At 63.5% G+C, this 2931-nt stretch carries 2 protein-coding genes and 2 pseudogenes; all 4 read right to left on the bottom strand.

The annotated features are described in order from the left end of the window. Positions 1–251 precede the first annotated feature (251 nt). A pseudogene (tnpC, locus tag JQC81_RS32045) lies at positions 252–1832 on the bottom strand (IS66 family transposase). Positions 1833–1907: 75 nt separating this feature from the next. Next, positions 1908–2252: an IS66 family insertion sequence element accessory protein TnpB gene (gene tnpB, locus JQC81_RS32040; protein ID WP_203275801.1), complete on the bottom strand. Its 345-nt coding sequence runs from the start codon at positions 2250–2252 to the stop codon at positions 1908–1910. Further along, positions 2249–2629 carry a transposase gene (locus tag JQC81_RS32035; protein ID WP_210347342.1) on the bottom strand — a complete coding sequence of 127 codons (381 nt, stop codon included), beginning with the start codon at positions 2627–2629 and terminating at the stop codon, positions 2249–2251. Before JQC81_RS32035 ends, tnpB begins: the two co-directional genes overlap by 4 nt. Before the next feature lie 55 nt (positions 2630–2684). Beyond that, a pseudogene (locus tag JQC81_RS32030) lies at positions 2685–2931 on the bottom strand (hypothetical protein); the annotation flags it as partial.

Raw genomic sequence — 2931 nt, 5'->3', positions numbered from 1 at the left:
ATTTGTTTGAGCCGCAAGAATGTTGGAACTTCCTCAAGGCCGCTGGCTATGCGTCCGTGTAAGCGTCCGATGCTCTAATGATCTTCACGAATATCCTCTGACGGAGAGGCGCCTGCGTGCCGAAAGAAGCTGACGATCATCTCGGGGCGGCGCTGCAAGCCGCAAAACTCGTGGCGCGCCGGACGGTGGAGATCGGCGACTAATTCAGGCAGCTCATCCTCCATGGTGCGTAAGCGGGCAGCTGATGCCGTTCAGGGGCGATAGTTCCACGGCATGAGGGCATCAATCTCGCGGTTGGGCCACCCGTTGGCGATGCGCTCAAGCGTCTGGGTCAGCCAGGCGTGCGGATCGACGTTGTTCATTTTGGCCGTCGTCAGAAGGCTCGCGATGGCCGCCCATGTGCGCCCGCCACCATCGGAGCCGGCGAACAATGAGTTCTTGCGCGTGATCGTCTGAGGCCGGATGGCGCGCTCGACCGTATTGGAGTCGAGCTCAATCCGCCCGTCCGATAAGAACCGCTCCAGCGAGGCACGACGCGTCAGAGCATAGCGGATCGCCTCGGCCAGCTTCGACTTGCGCGACAGCTTGGGCAGTTCTTTCTCCCAGAATGTGAGCAACGTGCTCACGACCGCAGCCGATTCCGCCTGGCGAGCCTGCCTTCGTGTAACTGCATCCTTGCCACGAACGCTGTCCTCCACAGCCCAGAGCGCCGCCATCTGCTCCAGCGTCTGCGCCGCCACCATGGAGGCATCCGAGACGTGCAGCTCGTAGAACTTCCTGCGCACATGCGACCAGCAGGCGGCCAGCTGAACGCCTTCATTGGCTCCCTCAGGTCGGGCCAGTCGATGATAGGCCGTATAACCATCCACCTGCAGGATGCCGCGATAGCCCTCCAGATGGCGCGCCACGCACTCACCGGCCCGACTGTCCTCGAAGCGGTAGACCACGAGCGGCGGATCGCGGCCGCCAAACGGCCGATCATCGCGCACATAGGCCCACAGGTACGCCGTCTTGGCCTTGCCCGCCCCGGGTGCTAGGGTCGGCAGGGTGGTCTCATCGGCAAAGATCCGCTCGCCCTGCTTGATCCGCGCCAGGGCATACGCGGCCAGGGGCTCGAGTTCGAACCCGACCTTGCCCATCCACTGCGCCATCTGCGAGCGCTCGATCACCACCCCGTCGCGGGCTTAGATCGCCTCCTGCCGGTACAGCGGCAGGCCATCGGCGTACTTCTACACCGCGATCTGGGCCAGCAGCGCCTCAGTGGGAATCCCACTGGTGATGATCCGGGCCGGTGCCGGGGCCTGGATGACGCCATCGCGGCCCTTGTAGACGTATTTGGGCCGGCGCGTGACGATCACCCGGAACTGGGCCGGCGTCACATCCAGCCGCTCGCAGACATCCTCGCCGATCCGGATCCGCTCCAATCCTTCGCAGCCCGCCGGATCGTCCGGCTCGATCACCACCTCGACCCGTTCGAGATGCGCCGCAAAGCCCTTGCGTGGGCGCGGTGGACGCTTGGTCGCGCGTCCCGTCGCCTTGTCTCTCTCGGCCTCGAGGGCCGCCACACCGGTCTCGATCTCGTCGAGCGCAAGGGCATACTGATCGTCGCTCAGCCGATCCTGGCCAAGCCGCTCGGATCGGGTGCCGTAGCGCGCTCGCTCCAGCATCTTCACAATGGCCATCAGCCGCGCGATCCGCTCCTCGGCACCTTGGTTCACCTGCTCGAGATGAGCATTGCGCTGTTCCAGAAGCGCGGTCTTCTCGGCCATCGCCCGCACCATCGCCTTGAGCGCATCGACATCATCGGGAAGGGCGGAATCATGGGCCGTCATGGCGTCCATCAGACCATGGTCGAGGAGGCTGCCGAAGTGGTTCTGCGGCTCTGATTCATCTTGCCGCAGGGACAACTATCCGACCGATTGCGGAGCCCTGACAGTCACGGCGTGCACCCGCTTCCAGTCCATGCCATCGACCAGGGCGAGCAGCTGGGCATGGTTGAGTTGCACCCGATGTTGACCGATCCGCGGCCAGCAGAAGTGCGCCTTCTCCAAGCGCTTGCTGTACAGGACGACGCCGGTGCCGTCCCACCAGACGATTTTGACGCGATCCGCCCGTTTGGCGCGAAAGACGTAAAGAGCGCCGCTGAAGGGATCGGATCCCGCCTCGCGCACCAGCGCCAGCAGGCCGTCTGGACCTTTCCTAAAATCAACCGGATGGCTGGCGACAAACACCTTCACGCCGGCCGGGATCATGCTTGTCGAACCGCTCGAAGGATTTTGACCAGGTGGTTCTGATCAACATCAGCGGTCACGCGAACCACCACGTCAGCGACCACGATCTCAATCATCGAGGCGGACGTTGGCGTGACTTCAACGAATCCGAGCCGCTGCTCCTGGGGCTCGCCTTGGACGACACCAGCCTGCATTGCCTTGCGGCGCCAGCCGAACAGTTGCGCCGGTGCAATCCCGGCCTGCCGCGCAATGGCCGAGACATTGGCTCCAGGCTTCAGGGTCTCCTCGATGAGAGCCATCTTGGCTTCAACCGACCAGCGCCGGCGGGGCCGCTCGGGAGCACCCTCCAGGCGGCTGGGGATGGCTTCCAGGACATGGAAACTTCTATCATCAGGCATAGGCGCAGACATAGTAACTGACACTGAAAGCTCCTGGCTTCTGTGTCAGGAAAGATCAGCCATCGCAGCACGCTGCGCCAGATGTGGTCACCTTACCGCTTACCATGGTGCGCTTGACGACTGCATTGCACTGCTCCTCGGGATTGAGCTCGGACGCATAGGTCGGGAGGTAGGCCACCGCATAATCCTGCGGGTGGGCCGCGATGAAGGCGGTGGTGGCCGGTGTGACCTGCCCCTGAAGTTTCATCCAGCCGCTGTTAGAGTCTTGGCCGGTGATACGCCGTGTGGCGCGACAGGAGCAA

This window comes from Microvirga arabica, from assembly GCF_016811235.1.
GTDB lineage: Bacteria > Pseudomonadota > Alphaproteobacteria > Rhizobiales > Beijerinckiaceae > Microvirga > Microvirga arabica.
Note: the sequence above shows the minus strand (reverse complement) of the source record. Positions and strands in the feature narration are given on the sequence as shown.

Coding starts and splice junctions, on each gene's coding strand:
- tnpB (WP_203275801.1), bottom strand. CDS start 2,252: ATGATCCCGGCCGGCGTGAAGGTGTTTGTCGCCAGCCATCCGGTTGAT.
- JQC81_RS32035 (WP_210347342.1), bottom strand. CDS start 2,629: ATGCCTGATGATAGAAGTTTCCATGTCCTGGAAGCCATCCCCAGCCGC.